The 17875-nt window shown below is 49.6% G+C and carries 18 protein-coding genes; 12 read left to right on the top strand and 6 right to left on the bottom strand.

Annotation, left to right across the window (positions count from 1 at the left end):
- Positions 1 to 139: 139 nt before the first annotated feature.
- Entirely contained in the window at positions 140 to 2113 is a 1974-nt protein-coding gene (locus BLW29_RS05645; protein ID WP_090976963.1) for a stalk domain-containing protein, read from the top strand.
- Positions 2114 to 2203: 90 nt separating this feature from the next.
- On the opposite strand, the gene BLW29_RS05640 is transcribed toward BLW29_RS05645, so the two are convergent.
- The 3 genes from BLW29_RS05640 to BLW29_RS05630 are packed head-to-tail and all read right to left on the bottom strand — an operon-like array spanning position 2204 to position 5293.
- The gene (locus tag BLW29_RS05640; RefSeq protein ID WP_090976961.1) at positions 2204 to 3292 is read right to left on the bottom strand and encodes a Gfo/Idh/MocA family protein; all 1089 of its coding nucleotides are present in this window, start codon (positions 3290 to 3292) and stop codon (positions 2204 to 2206) included.
- Positions 3289 to 4266, bottom strand: coding sequence for an AraC family transcriptional regulator (locus tag BLW29_RS05635; RefSeq protein WP_256208365.1), 978 nt, complete (start codon positions 4264 to 4266; stop codon positions 3289 to 3291). The genes BLW29_RS05640 and BLW29_RS05635 overlap by 4 nt, the downstream gene beginning before the upstream one ends.
- A 31-nt stretch (positions 4267 to 4297) precedes the next feature.
- Complete coding sequence (locus BLW29_RS05630; RefSeq protein ID WP_090976959.1) at positions 4298 to 5293, bottom strand: Gfo/Idh/MocA family protein; 996 nt, start codon at positions 5291 to 5293, stop codon at positions 4298 to 4300.
- Between the two features lie 240 nt (positions 5294 to 5533).
- On the opposite strand from BLW29_RS05630, the gene yidD reads away from it, so the two are divergent.
- From yidD to BLW29_RS05600, 6 genes are all read left to right on the top strand, one after another.
- Positions 5534 to 5809 carry a membrane protein insertion efficiency factor YidD gene (gene yidD, locus BLW29_RS05625; RefSeq protein WP_218147087.1) on the top strand — a complete coding sequence of 92 codons (276 nt, stop codon included), beginning with the start codon at positions 5534 to 5536 and terminating at the stop codon, positions 5807 to 5809.
- A gap of 379 nt (positions 5810 to 6188) precedes the next feature.
- Entirely contained in the window at positions 6189 to 8207 is a 2019-nt protein-coding gene (gene metG / locus BLW29_RS05620) for a methionine--tRNA ligase (protein ID WP_090976955.1), read from the top strand.
- A 121-nt stretch (positions 8208 to 8328) separates the two neighbouring features.
- The gene (locus BLW29_RS05615) at positions 8329 to 9288 is read left to right on the top strand and encodes a metal ABC transporter solute-binding protein, Zn/Mn family (RefSeq protein WP_090976953.1); all 960 of its coding nucleotides are present in this window, start codon (positions 8329 to 8331) and stop codon (positions 9286 to 9288) included.
- A 16-nt stretch (positions 9289 to 9304) separates the two neighbouring features.
- Positions 9305 to 10105, top strand: a complete 801-nt coding sequence (locus BLW29_RS05610) for a metal ABC transporter ATP-binding protein (protein ID WP_090976951.1) — start codon at positions 9305 to 9307, stop codon at positions 10103 to 10105.
- Positions 10106 to 10912 carry a metal ABC transporter permease gene (locus BLW29_RS05605; RefSeq protein WP_090976949.1) on the top strand — a complete coding sequence of 269 codons (807 nt, stop codon included), beginning with the start codon at positions 10106 to 10108 and terminating at the stop codon, positions 10910 to 10912.
- A gap of 18 nt (positions 10913 to 10930) precedes the next feature.
- Entirely contained in the window at positions 10931 to 11644 is a 714-nt protein-coding gene (locus tag BLW29_RS05600; RefSeq protein WP_090976947.1) for a cytochrome c biogenesis CcdA family protein, read from the top strand.
- Positions 11645 to 11801: 157 nt separating this feature from the next.
- Here BLW29_RS05600 and splB read toward each other — a convergent pair whose 3' ends face one another.
- Positions 11802 to 12872, bottom strand: a complete 1071-nt coding sequence (splB, locus tag BLW29_RS05595; RefSeq protein WP_256208360.1) for a spore photoproduct lyase — start codon at positions 12870 to 12872, stop codon at positions 11802 to 11804.
- A 184-nt stretch (positions 12873 to 13056) separates the two neighbouring features.
- Between splB and mntR the strand changes: the two genes are divergently transcribed.
- Complete coding sequence (gene mntR / locus BLW29_RS05590; RefSeq protein ID WP_090976945.1) at positions 13057 to 13479, top strand: transcriptional regulator MntR; 423 nt, start codon at positions 13057 to 13059, stop codon at positions 13477 to 13479.
- 70 nt (positions 13480 to 13549) lie between these two features.
- Here the strand turns inward: mntR and BLW29_RS05585 are convergent, their stop codons facing one another.
- Together BLW29_RS05585 and BLW29_RS05580 are read right to left on the bottom strand one after the other, a co-directional pair.
- Positions 13550 to 13849 (bottom strand): hypothetical protein, encoded by a 300-nt coding sequence (locus BLW29_RS05585; RefSeq protein ID WP_090976944.1) that lies wholly within the window; start codon positions 13847 to 13849, stop codon positions 13550 to 13552.
- Positions 13850 to 13881: 32 nt separating this feature from the next.
- Positions 13882 to 14781, bottom strand: a complete 900-nt coding sequence (locus BLW29_RS05580) for a DUF1385 domain-containing protein (RefSeq protein ID WP_090977177.1) — start codon at positions 14779 to 14781, stop codon at positions 13882 to 13884.
- Positions 14782 to 15038: 257 nt separating this feature from the next.
- Between BLW29_RS05580 and BLW29_RS05575 the strand changes: the two genes are divergently transcribed.
- The 4 genes from BLW29_RS05575 to efp all read left to right on the top strand — a co-directional run bounded on the left by BLW29_RS05575 (position 15039) and on the right by efp (position 17804).
- Entirely contained in the window at positions 15039 to 15563 is a 525-nt protein-coding gene (locus tag BLW29_RS05575; RefSeq protein ID WP_090976942.1) for a YqhR family membrane protein, read from the top strand.
- Positions 15564 to 15648: 85 nt separating this feature from the next.
- The gene (gene aroQ, locus BLW29_RS05570) at positions 15649 to 16101 is read left to right on the top strand and encodes a type II 3-dehydroquinate dehydratase (protein WP_090976940.1); all 453 of its coding nucleotides are present in this window, start codon (positions 15649 to 15651) and stop codon (positions 16099 to 16101) included.
- A 4-nt stretch (positions 16102 to 16105) separates the two neighbouring features.
- The gene (locus tag BLW29_RS05565; RefSeq protein ID WP_090976938.1) at positions 16106 to 17182 is read left to right on the top strand and encodes a M24 family metallopeptidase; all 1077 of its coding nucleotides are present in this window, start codon (positions 16106 to 16108) and stop codon (positions 17180 to 17182) included.
- 55 nt (positions 17183 to 17237) lie between these two features.
- On the top strand, positions 17238 to 17804 hold the full coding sequence (efp, locus tag BLW29_RS05560) for an elongation factor P (RefSeq protein WP_090976934.1): 567 nt from the start codon (positions 17238 to 17240) through the stop codon (positions 17802 to 17804).
- Positions 17805 to 17875 lie beyond the last annotated feature (71 nt).

Below are 17875 nucleotides of genomic sequence, written 5' to 3'. Positions count from 1 at the left end.
AGCTTGTCTCTTCCCAATCTCCCGCAACTTTTCCGGTCTCGGTTACGTTTAACGTGACAACGGCGGCTGGCAAATCAGCAGCAGCACGCAATTCGTTCTTACGCTGTCTGCAACTAAGAGAGAACAAAGGAGACGCAGCATGAAATCGTTGAAATGGTTACTGATCTTATCGTTCCTGATATTCCCATTCTCCACCATTACTAGCGAAACGGCATCGGCTCAAGGTGCCTCAGATACGCTTATTTTGCAAATCGGAAGCAAGGTAATGAAGCATAATGGGAAGACATACCAATCTTCACAGCCGGTTACGGCAGTAAAAGATACCACATTTATTCCGTTTAGCTCCATTGCGTCCCGTTACGGGTACGTCATCTCGTATGATGCGAAGAAGAAGGAATCGATCGCAACAGGCGCTTCGAATGTCCTTCGTTTCAAGCTTGGAAGCGTATATGCTTATCGCGGCGGCACGCCTGTTAAGCTGACCGGGAAACCGTATATTCTGAATGGTTCCCTCATGGTACCGCTTCGTTCATGGGGCGTACTTACAGACAGCGCGATTGCAGTAGCAGGGAAGCAAATTTCGTTGTCTTGGAATACCGTTGTCGTTCCGAAGAAACCTAAAGCGTTTTTCGAGGTACAGCCGACTGAAGTTTATGCAGGCCAAACGACAGTAGCGTACATCGATCGTTCGATTAACTATACGGACGCACCTTTCGTCGACGATCGCTACGAAGGTCGTATGGATGTATTCCCGGATGCGGGCTACTATACCATTACTAGACAAGTGCAAGATATTAATGGTTTATGGAGCGATCCGTTCTCTGTAACCATCGAAGTGAAGCCGCCGAATCAGGCGCCTGTTGCCGACTTTACGACAGAACGAGCCAGCTACCGTATTGGTGAGAATATTACCTATATCGATCAAAGTACGGATGATGAGAACGATATTGTTCGTCGTACATGGACAGGCAATGATAAGGCATTCTTCGAAGCCGGCGATAAGCAAGTTACGCTGGAGGTAGAGGATCGTCATGGCATGGTTCATTCCGTTACCAAGACGGTTACGGTGACGCTCGAAGTGCTCTACACACGGGATGAATATAATAAATTATTTACCGATATCGGTGATAAATTCAGCATCGACGCCAATTCCGTGCTGAATATTCCGGCATTGACGTATACGTTCCAATCGGAATCGGCTCAGATGGTGCGCAGTAACAGCCCGGAGACGCTGCTTCAAGAGGGCATTGCATACGAGGCACAGCTAACAGGGCAAGTTCGATTCATGTTCCATAATGTGAACAACATCGGCTATCCGGTCAAGATGTACCTGCTTGCCACAAACAACAATGGCACACCGGTTAATGTGAACACCAGCTCAATGGGAGTTGGCGGTCCAGATCCTTATGTAGTCAACACCGGTAAGCTTTCTACCGTACGATACTTGAAGTCAATTGGCGAGAATCCTTCTCCAAGGTGGTTGACGATCAGACCGCATGAAACGAAGGAGATTCTACCGGAAATTTCGAAAACGCCGATGAAAATCATGGAAGTTCTTTCGGCTTATGCTGATATCTATGCCGACCAAGAGCTGACCTTCCAAATCGTCGTTGTTGCTGCCGGTAAGAACCCGATTGCAGAGCTGCCGAATCTGTCCATTATGCCACGGGATGGCAAGCATGTCAGAGGTACGTTCTACAATGCAAACCGCGATATTGATCTGAATGACACGCTGGGTGAAACGCCGCAGCGAATCATGCTTGGCGATAAGAAGCTGGACACGTATTTGGACGGAATCGATGATACATCCGGCCAATTAGAGTACAACATCGGGAATTTCGGCGTGCTTTACAAACTGCGCCTGCCGCATGTTGCGCCAAACACGCTGATTGCTCTGAATGCACGTGGCGGTTACTATACAGGGGCCTTTATGATTAACGGTCAGGTCGTTACCGTCGCGAATGAAACGATTCTTAAAGACAATAAAGAAGCGGTCGTATTATACCGCACCGGCAATTCGGAAGAATCCGTCGAAATGGTATGCACCTTAGCTGCGGGCAGTAACTTGCCTGTTGCGATGTTGTTCCTACCGCTGCCGGGATTCCGCAGGTAAGACAAAAGCCTGCAAGCTGGATACACGCTCTGGAGAAGAGCGGGTACCTGGCTTGCAGGCTTTTTTGTCGTGCGCAGGCAGCTGATCAGCTTACCAAGGCAATACGATTTCAACTTCGCGACGCTGCTCTGCGGAACGAATAACACCGTCAATAATAGCTTGTTGAATCATGATTTGCTCGCCTGGGATCGGAGCAGGACGGCCTTCGCGAATCGCATCCACGAAGTCGCGGACTTTCTCGAAGAACAGGTCTTTATTGTGCTCAATCGCAGGAACAGGAGTAGATGTCTGCTGACCCATGAAATCATGGTACAGCGTCATGCTGCCGACTTTGCCATCCCAAACGCCGGACCAGTTGCCGGTGCCATGAGGAGTGACTTTGAGGCCGCCATCCGTGCCAAGGAACATCGTGGAGCCGAGTGAGTCCATATGCATCGCCCAAGAGATCTTGAACTGAAGCACGAGGTCGTTCTCGAAACGAACCATCGCAACGCCGAAGTCTTCCACTTCAAACTTGCTTGCTTCGGGATGATAGAGCGGATTCGTGCCGAAATGATTGCTTGTAAATGCCGAAACGGTCAGAGGACGCGGGTAGCCAAGTGCGTTCAAGGCCATATCAAGCGAGTAGCAGCCGATATCCGCCATTGCGCCTGCACCAGCGAGTGCTTTGCTGATGAAAGTGCCGCCAGGCATACCGCGTCTGCGTCCGCCGCCGGTTTCTACGTAATAGACATTGCCGAGCTTGCCGGACTGTACGATGTCTTGTACAAGCTTCATATTAGGGTCATAGCGCGGCTGGAAGCCGATTGTCAGCATACGATCTGTTTCGCGTGCTGTTTGCACCATGTCAACAGCTTCTGCCAGTGTAACGGACATCGGCTTCTCAAGCAGGACTTGTTTGCCGGCACGAAGGGAATCGACCGTGGTGGCATGATGCGAAACGTTAGGCGTACAAATGCTGACTCCGTCCAGATCCAATTCCAGCATACTGCGGTGACTGTCAAAAGCTTGCGTATCTGTCAATGAGAGCGATTCCGTAAATTGTTTGGCTTTGCCTGGAATGACGTCCGCGACGGCAACAATTTCAACGCCCGGTAATTGTTTATATTGCCGAACGTGAGCATGCGCGATACCGCCGCTTCCGATAATCCCAATTCGAATAGGCTTCGTTGTGGTCAACTTCGATTCATCTCCTTTAACTTCTCGTCCATTCCGGACGACTTCACCGACGTATGCTGAATGCGGAACTGTCTCGGCGTCATGTTAAACCGCTTCTTGAAGACATAATACAAATAATTGCTGCTGGCAAAACCATGCTCAAGCGCAATATGCTCGATCGGATTCTGACCTTCAATAATCGCGGAGCATACTTGAGAGAGCCGGTAATTTTCTAAATACGCACTAAATGATTCTTCACCCTGTTCGCGGAAGATCCGCTGCAGCTGCCTTGCACTGATTGGAATACGCTCAGCAACCTCTTGAAGCGTTAATGGCTGTGCGTAGTTGTCGTGAATAAACTGGGTGGCAATCCGAAACCGGTGTTCATTCATATTCCTAGATGGCGGTTTGAACGTAGCGTTAGGTACCGACGACATCCGTGATGCGCGAAGCAAGATCTGAATAATGGATTGCTTGATCGAAGAGAAGGCACCAGGCTGTCCTTCTGTCCAAGCTCGGTAAGCCGACAGAAACCAAGACATCGCGTTGTACTGGTCGACATGCGGACGCAGCGGCAAGTTGTTGAGCGCCTGAATACAATTCTCCGCCTCATGGCGTTCCCAAGGATCCCCCCAGCTTTCCTCGTCATCACTTTCTTGGATCGGCACGATATCGATATGCAGACACAGCTCATCCATCGCTTCGCGGGCATCCGCTTCTTGCTGATGGAGTACATTCGGACCGGTTAAATAAAACAACCCTTCATGCAGCTGGTGGACGGTGTCTTCCATAATGACTGTGCCTTTACCGCGGGGAATAAAATGAAACTCGTATTCCGAATGCTTGTGGAAGCGAACGATTTTGCCCGGAGAGAAGGTAGCGAGATGGCAGCGAAGTACGCGAAAGCCATACCCTCCCCAGCGGAACTGAATGTCCAGCCGATCGATTTCATCACTGCGAGTTGCCATGATGGAGTACGTAAACGGTTTAGCCAAGGCGCTGCCACCTCCTTCTTCGGAATGTTGGTTAGTTTTTAAGCTCGGACAGGGATACGGAACGTTTCTCGTTCTCGGAAATCGTGGAAGCTTCCATGATTTTCGTCAGATCGATCGCAAGCGCGATGTTCTCATCCGCAGTTGTGTCATTCAAGATGTGACCTACCCATTGATCGAAAGCAGGGATGCGGTTAGCTGGTTGCTCGATTGTAACCCACTCTTGCGGCGAATCCGATTTCGTGCTGCGTACGCGAACCGCTTCATCCGGGAAGCCGTATAGAAGCGATCCGTCTGTGCCGTGGATTTCAAAGCAGAATGGGGAGCACGCGTTAACGAAGCCCGCTTCTGCGATACCGAATGCGCCGTTTGCATAACGCAAAGTTGTAACGGTGTTGTCATCGACTTCTTTGCCTGTAACGTGACCGAAAGTCGCATTAACGCTCTCAGGCAAGCCAAGGAACAAACGAGTCAGGTAAACCGGGTGGCAGCCCAGGTCGATCAGAGCGCCGCCGCCGCATTGCTCCAAGTTGTAGAAATGCTCAGGCAGCCAGCCAGCTGTCGCACCGTTGTGGGACAAACGAACGCGCACTTGAGTCAATTCGCCAAGCAAACCTTTGCTAAGCACTTCTTGTGCAGCAAGGGTGTAAGAATCATTGATACGCGGAAGGGAAACCGTCAATTTAACGCCTGCTTCATTAACAGCAGCGATAATTTCGTTTACCTCGCTAAGCGTTGGAGCAATAACTTTCTCTGTGAAAATATGTTTGCCGGCGCGTGCAGCCTTAACCATTACGTCGCGGTGCATGTTTGTCGGTGTATCTACAACAACAGCATCGATATCTGTGCGAGCAAGCAGCTCATCCAGGTCAGCGATAAATTGTACGCCGAGTTTGTCCGCATTCTCTTGACCACGGTTTGGCAGCTCATCCCATACAGCTACGATCTCTGTGTTTGGATTTCCTTGAACTTGTTTGGTGTAATCCCAGGCATGAACATGCCAATAGCTAAGCATTCCTACGCGAATCATCTAGAAATTCCTCCTGTTAAGTGCTTGGATTTGGTATAGATGTCGTGCGATCACAGTTTTTCGTGCTCTGATTATGCGACATGGTTTAACCCTAACACAATTGAAACCGCTGTTAAATACGTTACTGTGACATATTAACTATAAAATTACGACATGGCTAGTGTCGAGTTTGTTGAGACGTTGTAAAAATTGACGTTATGATGAAATTACGTCATGATAGAACCAAAGGAGGCTGCGGCCATGCGAGCAATCATTAAAGCACCGATTCACGTATACCGCCGGTTTATTTCGCCGATCAAGCCGCCGACCTGCCGTTTCTATCCGAGCTGTTCTGCCTATGCGCTGGAAGCGATCGACAAGCATGGTCCGCTTCGCGGAAGCTGGCTGGCAGCCAAACGTATTTGCCGCTGTCACCCGTTTCATCCGGGAGGCCTCGATTATGTGCCGCCGACCCGCGAAGAACGAGAAAGGCAGGCGTCTGCCGGCCTTGACAGTGATACGCAAGATTCGGTATAGTTTTCGCAAGAGAATCATTACCTATAAGATGTTCGATGAACGGATAAGTACAAGAGAGATGACCTAACCAGAGAGCCGGGACAGGTGGAAGCCGGCAAGGTGCAGCTTTTGGAAGATGGTCCCGGAGAACTCGTGCTCGAGCGCTCAGCCCGGATCGATCGGCTGAAGTAAGGGTACGGCGACTGACCTCGTTATCGGTTTGAAGACCATCGCGCTGCAAGTGCAGGCAGATGGTTCTAATGAAGCTTTCTTCGAAGCAGCATGTCGAGGAGAGAAAATTGGGTGGTACCGCGTAAGCGACAAGCTTTCGTCCCATAGTGGATGGAAGCTTTTTTTGCGTTTATGATTCAGACTAAACCCGAATAAGGAGCGAGAAACAATGAGTGAAACGACGAAACCAACCTTTTATATTACGACACCCATCTATTATCCGAGTGATAAGCTCCATATCGGTCATGCGTATACGACGGTGGCAGGGGATGCGATGGCCCGCTACAAGCGTCTGCGCGGTTATGACGTTTGGTATTTGACGGGTACGGACGAACACGGCCAGAAGATCGAACGCAAGGCGCAGGAGAAGGGCAAGACCCCTCAGCAGTTCGTTGACGATATCGTCGTAACCATTAAAGAGCTTTGGAAGAAGCTTGATATTTCCAACGATGATTTCATTCGTACAACCGAAGATCGTCATAAATCAGTCGTGGAGCAAATCTTCGATCAGCTGCTGCAGCAAGGCGATATCTATAAAGGCAATTACGAAGGCTTGTACTGTACGCCATGCGAATCGTTCTTCCTGGAGCGTCAGCTGGTGAACGGCAACTGTCCGGATTGCGGACGTCCGGTCGAGCTTGTGAAGGAAGAGAGCTATTTCTTCCGGATGAGCAAATACGCCGATCGTTTGCTGCAATTCTACGAAGAGAACCCGGAGTTTATTCAGCCGGAATCCCGTAAGAACGAAATGATCAACAACTTCATTAAGCCGGGTCTGGAAGACTTGGCGGTGTCCCGTACGACCTTCGATTGGGGGGTCAAAGTAAAAGGCGATCCGAAACATGTCGTATATGTATGGATCGATGCGCTGTCGAACTACATTACGGCAATGGGTTATGGGTCAGACAATCCGTCCCAGTACGACAAGTTCTGGCCGGCTGACGTTCATCTTGTCGGCAAAGAAATCGTTCGTTTCCACACGATCTACTGGCCGATTATGCTGATGGCGCTTGATCTGCCGCTTCCGAAGAAAGTCTTCGCACACGGATGGCTTCTAATGAAGGATGGCAAAATGTCGAAGTCCAAAGGCAATGTCGTGGATCCGGTAACGTTGATCGACCGTTACGGTCTGGATGCGCTGCGTTACTACCTGCTGCGCGAAGTGCCGTTTGGTGCGGATGGTACGTTTACGCCCGAGAACTTCGTGGAACGAATCAACTTTGACCTTGCGAATGATCTGGGCAACCTGTTAAACCGGACGATTGCGATGATCGACAAGTATTTCGGCGGCGACGTTCCAGCTTATGACGGCAATGTAACAGCGTTCGATGAGACATTATCTACTCTGGCGGTCGGTACGGCAGAGCAGGTTGAAGCGGCAATGGAGCGCATGGAGTTCTCCGTAGCCCTGACTGCGATTTGGCAGCTTGTCAGCCGCACGAACAAATATATCGATGAAACACAACCGTGGACGCTTGCTAAGAACGAAGAGAAACGCGGAGAGCTCGCTTCCGTTATGCATCACTTGGCGGAATCGCTCCGTATTATCTCGATATTGCTGCAGCCGTTCCTGACGAATGCGCCTCTTAAGATCCGCACTCAGCTTGGACTTACGGAAGGCGCGTTAACGGATTGGAACAGCACGAAGCAATTCGGTCAATTCCCGGGCGGAACGAAAGTCGCCAAAGGCGATCCGATCTTCCCGCGCCTCGACGTAGCGGAGGAAACTTCGTTTATCGCGATCTCGATGGGCGGCGGTACTGTGCCGGCGGAAGCCGAGGCGGCAACTGCTGAACCTGCGGCTGCACCAGCTGCTCAGGCAGCTCCAACTGCTTCAACAGAGTCAGAAGCACCTGCAGCGAAAGAAGAGATTGCCATTGACGAGTTCGCCAAGGTTGAGCTGCGCGTTGCGCAAGTCATAGCTGCCGAGCCGATTCCAAAGGCAGATAAGCTAATGAAGCTGCAGCTGGACCTCGGTTTCGAGCAACGCCAAGTTGTTTCCGGAATCGCCAAATTTTACACGCCGGAGCAGCTTGTAGGACGCAAAGTCATTTGCGTGACGAACCTGAAGCCGGTTAAGCTGCGCGGCGAAATGTCGCAAGGCATGATTCTCGCCGCTTCTCATGGCGATCAATTGACACTGGCAACTGTGCCTGACGATATGCCTAATGGCGCAATTGTGAAATAAGCATGAACGATGAACCGCCGGAGCGCTTTGCTCCGGCGGTTGCTTGTTGACAGGGCATATAGGCGTCTATATAATCAAATTGTAATGTTTACGATTATGAGAAGTAGAGGTGCAGTTTTACATGAATTCGAAATTATTCCGTTCCATGGCACTGTCAGCGATTCTGCTGGCATTTCTTGCTTTTATACTTGCAGGTTGCGGCTCCGCATCGAAAGGCAAGCTTGTAGAGGGGAAACTGAATGTGGTAACAAGCTTCTACCCGCTCTTCTTCCTCGCTGAGCAAATCGGAGGCAGCGGCACAAATGTCATCAATATGATTCCGGCCGGCGTAGAGCCGCATGATTGGAGTCCGAAGAGCCGTGACTTGGATACGGCCTCGCAAGCGCAGCTGTTTCTGTATAATGGTGCAGGCTTAGAAGGCTGGGTCGATGACTTCTTGGAAGGTTTGCCGAGCGATACGAAGGTGATAACCGTCGAAGCAAGCAAGGATATTGCGAAGATCTCGGGTAATCCGGAGGAAGCAGAGGAAGAAGGTCACGATGCCGATGAGCATAGCCATCATGTCGATCCTCATACATGGGTGAGCCCGAAGTCCATGCTTATTATGGCGAAGACTGTTCTGGAAAGTTTCGTTGCGGCAGATCAGTCGCACAAGAGTGATTATGAAGTCAACTATGCAAAGCTGCATGCGAAGCTAGTCGAGTTGGATAATTCGTATACGAAAGAACTGAGCGCAGCCCCGCACAAGGATATTGTCACTTCGCACCAAGCCTTTGGATATTTGGCACGTGATTATGGACTGAAACAAGTGGCTATAATGGGGTTGTCCCCCGATGCAGAACCGAAGGCACAGGATTTGCTTCGCATCGCTAAGTTTGTGAAGGACAATGGGATCAAGTATATCTTCTTCGAAGAGCTCGTTTCCGATGAGTTAGCGAAGACGCTTGCCAGAGAAGCCGACGTAAGCACCATGGTGCTTAATCCGCTAGAGGGGCTTACGCCGGAGCAGGAAGCCAAGGGGGAAGATTACTTCTCTCTAATGAAGGCAAATTTGCAAAATCTAGTTCAAGCCTTACAATAGAAAGAAGGAAACAAGGATGCAGACAAAGCAGCAACAACAGCCATTTGTGTGCCATCAGCCGATTATCGAGTTAAATGATGTCTCGTTTGCCTATGAGCACAAACCGGTCATCGACGATGTCTGTTTCTCCATCCAGGAGCGGGATTTTGTCGGGCTAATCGGCTCGAATGGTGCGGGGAAGACGACATTACTGCGAATGATTGTAGGGCTGATGAAACCAACAAGCGGATCGATCAAGCTGTTCGGAGAGCCGGTAGGACAATTCAGAGATTGGAACCGAATCGGCTATGTGCCGCAGAAGAACTCATTTAATCCGCTCTTCCCGGCCACCGTGCGCGAGGTCGTATTATCCGGATTATACAGCCGCAACAAGCTGTTTAAGAGGGTGTCGAAGGCCGACGGGATGAAATGCGATGAAGCGCTGCATGCGATGAAAATCGAGGATTTGGCCGGCAAACGAATCGGTCAGCTGTCCGGCGGCCAACAGCAGCGCGCTTTTCTGGCCCGTGCACTCATCAATAATCCCGCACTGCTGATTCTGGATGAGCCAACGGTAGGTATCGATTCCGAGACGCAGGAAGGGTTCTTCCACCTGATTAAGCATATGCATCAGCACCATAACATTACGTTCCTGATGGTTTCGCATGATATGGAGATGATCCGCTCTTATTTGGGTCAGCAGCCGAAGCAGCAATGCGGCAAAATCAAGTTTTACGTGAAGCATTCCCATGATCTGGAGGATTGTGTGGAAACGGATTTGACGCACAGCTTACGAGAGCTGCGTCATTCCATGGAGAGAGGGAAAGTAGGCGTTTAGGTGGATATCGTAACGAGTGAATTTTTTCAGAGGGCGCTGATCGGGGGCGTGCTCATTGGTATCACGGCCCCGCTTATGGGCCTTTTTCTTGTCTTGCGAAGGCTCTCCATGATCGGGGATACATTGGCACATGTGTCGATAGCAGGGGTTGCGCTCGGGTTTCTGATTGGTGTTTATCCAGTCGCCATGGGGCTTATATTCGCGCTTGCAGCTACTTTCGCCATTGAGAAGCTGCGCAAAGCGTACAAGACCTATGCGGAGCTGTCAATCGCGATCATCATGTCAGGCGGCGTAGCCCTCGCATCGTTGCTGTTTACAATGGGCAAAGGCTTTAACGTGAGTGTCAGCGGTTATTTGTTCGGCAGCATCTATACGCTTGATTCCGTGGATCTTATCTTAATCGGAGTCGTAACCGTCGTTGTTTTACTCGCTGTAGCGCTTCATGCGAAGGAATTGTTTCTGCTCACCTTCGACGAAGATGCGGCGGCCGTAAGCGGCTTGCCGACGCGTTATTTTAATTTCATGATTAGCGTCCTTACGGCGCTCGTAATCAGCGTGTCGATCAAGATCGTCGGAGCCCTATTAGTATCCGCGCTGCTTACCATTCCGGCGGCATGCAGCCTGATCATCGCAAGAAGCTTCCGGCAATCGGTAGTTACGGTCGTTGTCATTGCTGAGCTTGCGGTTACGATCGGTCTTCTCGTTGCAGGCGTATGGAACTTGGCGCCGGGCGGTACGATTGTTATGCTGTTAATAGTATTTCTATTGCTGCTTCTTTCCATCAGACGGAAATTTAGCGCAGGATGATGATGGAGGTGAGTACATATGTCTGACGTAACGATATGGGCTGCGTTCGGAGCAGGGATCGCTTCTTTTATCTCTCCTTGCTGCTTGCCGCTGTACCCGTCGTATTTATCCTATATAACCGGCGTATCCGTAAGCGACCTGAAGAGCGAGCATCCCGGCAAGCAAGTCCGAATTCGCACGATGACCCATACGTTTTTCTTCATACTGGGGTTCTCGGTGGTCTATTATACGCTTGGCTATGGCACCAATGCATTTGCAGAGCTATTCTCCGAGTATCAGACGTTAATTCGGCAGCTCTCTGCTGTTCTTATCATACTGATGGGCCTTATCTTAATGGGACTGATTCAACCGAAATTATTATTGCGTGATATGAAAATTCCGCTGAAAACGAACCGATCCGGATATTTTGCATCCTTTATCTTCGGAATCGGCTTCTCAGCAGGCTGGTCTCCATGTACAGGACCGATTCTTGCCAGCATCCTATTGATGGCAGCTTCCGAGCCGGGAACGTGGTTCCAGCTCACGACCGCTTATGCACTCGGGTTTGCGATCCCTTTCTTCGTATTAGCTTTCTTCATCGGCTCAACAAGATGGATCGTTCGTTATTCCAGCATCATGATGAAAATCGGCGGCGCCGTCATGCTGCTCATGGGCGTCCTGCTCTTCACCGACCGGATGACCAAAATCACAATCTGGCTCAACACCATCACGCCGGATTGGTTAAAGTTCTAGGCATTGCTTAAAGTAAGCTTCAGAACGAAGGGATGTGCCTGCGGCTGCTGTTGATAGGGGGTTATTTCGGATTAGGTTTTAAGGTAATATCCCCCCATCAAAGGCAGCACGTAAACTCTCCGGTCACACCCTTCTTTTCTTACGTACTTTTATCAGCTCAAGTGAAGTATTCAATCTTTGCATCTTCAAAATGTTCAAAGATGCGCTCCGAGATAAACATGCGGAGCGCTTCTGCTTGTTCATCGGGGTATACGTATTTGCCTTGTCCCCAGCGGCCCCATTTGTATTTGCGCTTCTCGATGTCCATCTCAAGCTTGGTGCGAGGGTATCGCTTCTCGATGACGTTTTTTGCCGTCTTGGTGAAGCGATGCTGAATAAGCTCGAATGTCAAATTTGAAGAGGCATCCTTTGGAAGGGCAGCGGCAAGGGAAGAGAGGAGCTCCGCGTAGCCCTCTTGCCAGCCGTCATGCCAGATAATCGGCGCAATGATGAAGCCGAGCGGGTAACCGGCTCTGGCAATCTTGGCAGCCGCTTCAATACGCTGTTCGAACCTAGAGGTGTTCGGCTCGAAGTTCTTGATGACATAATTGGCATTTACACTGAAACGAATACGGGTATGATTGTTATGCTTAATATCCAATAAGGAATCTACATAGTGATACTTCGTGACGAAACGAAGCCTTCCGTACTCTTGTCCGGCCATGAATGTAATGAGCTCGCGCAAGCTGCCTGAAATCGGCTCAAGTCCGACAGGGTCCGAAGTACAGGCAGCTTCGAACCTTGTAATTTCCGGGACGCGTTCATCGATATAAGCTTTAGCGGCTTGCATGATATCATCGGTATTCACGTAAATACGGATATAAGGCTTGGCACCTAAAGTCGTTTGAAGATAACAATAATGGCAATGACCCATGCAGCCGGTGGCGATCGGGATGGCGTATTCGGCCGATGGCTTGGATGTATCGAATTTGAGCGTTTTGCGGATGCCTACGACGAGCGTTCTTTTCGCGATTTTATACTGCTCCAGCTCGGTTTCACCCGGTAAATTGGTAATGCGATTATGAGAGGTCGTCATTTTGTAAGGAATGCCGATTGACTTGACCCATTCCATAATCCGCTTACCTTTCGGATAATCAAGCGCCGCAGGCTCGAAAAAAACAAGCTCCGGAATAAAGGAGTCATGTACGCGTATGTTTACGGGCGGTCGTTCGGACACAGTTGTACTCAAGTTGAGTAATGCCTCCTTAGGATTCAGATGAAAGGTAGCATTAGTTTGATGAAATCCGTCACAAAGCAAACATGGAAAGTTAAGTGCGACAGGTTGCGGCGTATATGGCGGGCAGTGTATGATACTAAGAGTGATGCGAGGATGGTCCTATCGTACAGGATGACGGTGAATGGAGGAAAGTGGAATGCCTACTCCGAGTATGGAGGATTATTTAGAACGAATTTATAAATTGATTGACGAGAAAGGGTACGCGAGGGTCTCCGATATTGCGGAGGGACTTGAAGTTCATCCTTCTTCTGTAACGAAGATGATCCAGAAGCTGGACAAAGACAGCTATCTGATCTATGAGAAGTACCGCGGCCTGGTGCTGACCAATAAAGGGAAGAAAATGGGCAAACGTCTCGTGGAGCGGCATCATTTGCTCGAAACGTTCCTGACACTTATAGGGGTGCAAGACGAGAACATTTATAAAGACGTGGAAGGGATCGAACATCACTTGAGCTGGGATTCGATCACCTGCATCGAAACGCTGGTCGAATACTTCAGGCGCGACCCATCGCGCATGGAAGCTTTCAAGGCCGTGCACGCGGATCTGAATAACGAATAAAACAAAGGGGCATCTCCAAGCCGTCATGATTGCCATGGCGCTTAGGGATGCCCCTTATAATTGGTGCAGCTTAATGATATTTAGGTAAATTGTCATCATCCTTGCCGCCTTCGATCACGCGAAACGGCATATTCTTACGAGTTTTACTCTTGCTTGCCTGCTGCTGGTCCTTTCGCGCTCCGGTCTTGTAACGCGGCTTGGCTTTCGCTCTTGCAGCGGCGCCCGGAGGGAATTTGTAGAGCAAGTAGATAGCACCGAATACGACGACCGGGATGATAAGCTGGTAGGGATTGCTTATCGTTTGGCTAATGATACCGATGACGACAAGCGCTAGGATGATGACTGACAGAAGGCTCAATTTACGAGGCATGACCTTCACCCTTCCTTCCCAAATCTTTACTATTAGGCTTGTGATGTTTTGGCTACCTGACCGTCCAGCTCCAGCATGCGATTGAAGGAAGCGATCGATACGGCCACTTGCTCATCCGTAGGCTCTTTCGTCGTTAGCTTCTGAAGCCACAGCCCTGGGTAACCGAGGAAACGAAGTACAGGCAGATCCCGCAGCGCGTTTGTGAATCGAAGCGCTTCGTAAGATGCGCCTAGTACAACCGGCAACAACAGGATGCGAAGATAAATCCGTTCCCATAAGGAATCCCAGTGGAAGAACGAATATACGATCACGCCGACCAATACGGAGAACACGATGAAACTGCTTCCGCAGCGGTAATGCAAGCGTGTGAATCGTTGTACATTGGAAACCGTGAGCTCCGCTCCGGCTTCGTAAGCGCTTATTACTTTATGCTCCGCGCCGTGATACTGGAACAACCGTTTGATGATCGGCGTGAGCGAGATGAAATATAAATAAGAGAGCAGAAGCAAGATTTTGATAAATCCTTCGATAAGGTTGTGTAATATTATATTCTCGAAAGCTCGTTCGAAGAGCAACTGTTCAAGAAGTGCCGGTACAAGAGTGAAGATCAGCTTGCCGAACACGAAGGATAAGATCCCCGCGATCGCAACCCCGACAATCATGCTGAGGCTCCAGCCGCTCTTCTCCTTGGCTGCAGGCTTGTCGCCGTCTTTCGTTTCTTCCAGCTCATCCTCCGCGTACGATTCCATCGAGAAATTTAAATGCTGCGATCCTTTGGCGCTTGATTCGAGAATTGCGACTACGCCGCGGAGCAGCGGTATTTTTTTGAGCTTCTGAATCCATGGTTTTGTCGTGCGCGGTACTTCATAGAAAATGATTTCATTATTCTTACGACGAACCGCAGTCACGTTTGCATGTCTTCCTGCAAACATAACTCCTTCAATGACGGCTTGTCCGCCATAAATATTTTGCGTGCTTTGAGACAAGGGCGAATCACCATCCTTTAGTTTGACATTTGCGTCTATGAATAATTTCGAATTCTCTCCTTATTGTACTTGATTCCCGTTCCGATTGCGAGTAGCATCGATTCCCTGAAATGCCGAATGTTCCGATTTGCGGCAGAAACGATTGCACATACTAACGCCAAACACTCACTTGATCAAGCCATTTTGAAGGAGGCGCATGACAGATGCGGAAAGTAACTACAGAACGCAAAAAGCACAACAATTCGAGTGATTACAATGGTAAACCGCATACGAATACGTTTAGCTATTGTTTGAAGTTGGGGTTCTATGCGGGCATCATATGGGGTTTGCTGCACTGGCTGCTTTATGCGATCAAATTTACAAAGGTAACGCCTGGGTTTCTCATTGAGCCTTTCTTCCAGCAGACCTTCGTTAAGTCAGGATGGGGGCACTTCACAGGTATAGTGGCATTCACCGTGTTTTCGATTATTGCTGCCTTCATCTATAAGGTGCTGCTCGGGAGGCTGGGGGGACCATGGCCAGGGATGTTCTATGGCTTAGTCTGGTGGCTCCTGCTGTTTATGACAATCGGTCCTGTTATGAAGATGATGGATCCCGTTAACAAAATCGGCTACGATACGCTAATTACGGAAGGTTGTTTCTTCACCTTATGGGGCTTGTTTATCGGCTATACGATTGCCTTCGAATTTACCGATGAAGCGTCCAGAGAGCCGGCCGGCGCACTCTAGCGGTACACGGGTCCGGAGAGCCCTTCTCAAAGGGTAGGTCTTTGTGATAGAATGGCTAATGATCTATGCGCCGGGAGGACTCTCCATGACCAGAATACTTGTACTAAATGGGCCGAATTTGAACATGCTCGGCATCCGGGAACCCGGAGTTTACGGCTCGATGTCGCTGCAAGCAATCGAATCGTTAGTGAAGGATGCTGCAGATACGCTTGGAGCGGAAGTATCGTTCTTTCAGTCGAATCATGAGGGAGCGATCATTGATCGCATTCATGAAGCATATGGCCAAGCGGATGGAATCGTCATGAATCCGGGAGCTTTTACTCATTACAGCTATGCGATTCGCGATGCAATCAGCAGCGTGGGCTTGCCTGTTGTAGAGGTACATATCTCGAATATTCATAAGCGTGAAGCATTCCGCCATGTTTCGGTCATTGCGCCTGTCGCCATCGGTCAAATTGCCGGTTTTGGCGCACAGAGCTATGTGCTTGGCTTGAACGCACTAGTTCAACATTTACAGCAGCATAATGAAAAAGGGTGATTCCATGACATCTAAACGATTAGCCGGTTTACGCGATAAGCTGCCTGCCCTGCAGGTGGATGCCATTCTCGTAACGAGTGCCGTTAACCGTCGGTACATAAGTGGATTTACAGGCTCGTCAGGCGTGCTGCTCATCACCGCTTCAGACAGTTGGCTGTTGACTGATTTCCGTTATATGACACAGGCTCCAGAGCAAGCAACGGACTTTACGGTTGTCGAGCATGGACCGAAGTGGATTGATACGGTAAAGGATCTGGCCGCTTCCGCGGGAGTTCGCAAGCTTGCTTTCGAACAGGATCACGTCGTATTCAGCAGCTATACCGCTTGGAACGAAGCACTTGGCACTGCAATAGAATTGACGCCGGCTTCCGGTGTCATTGAAGATTTGCGACTGTTCAAGGATGAAGCAGAGCTTGCCGTAATCCGCGAATCTTGCGCGCTTGCAGATGAAACGTTCAAGCATATTCTTGGCTTTATCAAGCCGGGTCTGCGCGAACGCGAAGTAGCGCTCGAAATGGAAATGTTTATGCGCAGCAGAGGCGCAACATCGTCTTCATTCGATACCATCGTAGCATCAGGAGAACGTTCCGCGCTGCCGCATGGTGTTGCAAGTGACCGCGTAATTGGCAATAATGAGTTTGTGAAGCTTGATTTTGGCGCTTTATTTAACGGTTATTGCTCCGACCTTACGAGAACGATCGTGGTAGGGAAACCTACTGACCGTCATCGTGAGATCTATGACATTGTATTAGAAGCACAGCTTGCTGCATTGGCAGGCATTAAACCGGGCATGACCGGACGTGAAGCGGATGCATTGGCGCGCGACATTATTACGCGTCATGGCTACGGCGACAAATTCGGACATGGAACGGGCCACGGCTTCGGAATGGAAATTCACGAGTCGCCTCGTTTGTCCGTGGGCGGAACTACCGTTCTGGAACCGGGTATGACCGTTACGGTCGAGCCGGGCATTTACATTCCTGGTTTTGGCGGGGTTCGGATCGAAGACGATATTGTCATCACCGCCGATGGAAATGCGTTATTAACCTCATCCCCGAAGACATTGTTCACTTTGGCGTGAGTTTTATAAAAAGGTGAGAGTTTAAACTCCCTATTACAGTACAGGAGGAATTGCAGTGATTTCAGTTAATGATTTTAAAACAGGCCTAACCGTTGAGGTAGAAGGCGATATCTTCACAGTTATTGATTTTCAACACGTTAAACCGGGTAAAGGCGCAGCATTCGTTCGCTCGAAGCTGAAGAACCTCAGAAACGGCAACACAGTGGAAAGAACGTTCCGTGCAGGCGAGAACATCGGTAAAGCAAACATCGAGAACCGTGCGGTTCAATACCTGTACAACTCCGGTTCCGAGTATTCTTTCATGGATAACGAAACGTATGACCAATTCACGCTGGATAAGAAGCAGCTGGAATGGGAAATTAACTTCCTGAAAGAAAACATGACGGTTAACATCTCCAGCTACAACACAGAAATCATCGGTATCCAATTGCCGAACACGGTTGATTTGAAGGTTACTGAAACAGAACCGGGCGTTAAAGGGAACACAGCACAAGGCGCTACGAAGAATGCAACTTGTGAAACTGGCCTTAACGTTCAAGTTCCTCTCTTCATTAACGAAGGCGATGTCCTGCTGATCGATACACGCGACGGCAAATACATCTCCCGTGCTAAAGAGCAATAAGAACCAGCAGCAAAGCCGTCCGGACCTCGCGCCGTACGGCTTTTTTGTCATATTCAAACTTACCTATATAT

Source organism: Paenibacillus sp. CF384, assembly GCF_900106745.1.
Classification (GTDB): Bacteria; Bacillota; Bacilli; order Paenibacillales; family Paenibacillaceae; genus Paenibacillus_Z.
The sequence above is the reverse complement of the archived record's forward strand: the minus strand, read 5'-3'. Positions and strand labels throughout refer to the sequence as shown.